At 52.6% G+C, this 266-nt stretch carries 1 protein-coding gene; it reads left to right on the top strand.

Translation table 11 applies throughout. The annotated features are described in order from the left end of the window. Positions 1-266, top strand: a 266-nt coding sequence (locus JI664_RS23690; RefSeq protein WP_207016252.1) for a trimeric intracellular cation channel family protein, incomplete at both ends; no start/stop codon positions are given.

Below are 266 nucleotides of genomic sequence, written 5' to 3' on the forward strand. Positions count from 1 at the left end.
CGGAAGCTATGACAGGCGCGCTGAGTGCGGGCCGACGTAAAATGGACTGGTTTGGTGTGATGTTGGTGGCCAGTGCAACAGCCATTGGCGGTGGTACCGTACGTGACATCCTGTTGGGTCATTACCCATTAGGCTGGGTAAAGAATCCCGAGTTTCTGGCCATCACCTGTGTTGCAGGAGTGCTGACCACTGGCGTGGCCAAATGGGTACTCAAACTGAAAGGTTTGTTTATTCGTCTGGATGCGCTCGGTTTGATCGTATTTAGT

Origin of the sequence: Rhodobacter sp. NTK016B, from assembly GCF_017303295.1 — a bacterium.
Classification (GTDB): Bacteria; Pseudomonadota; Alphaproteobacteria; order Rhodobacterales; family Rhodobacteraceae; genus Pararhodobacter.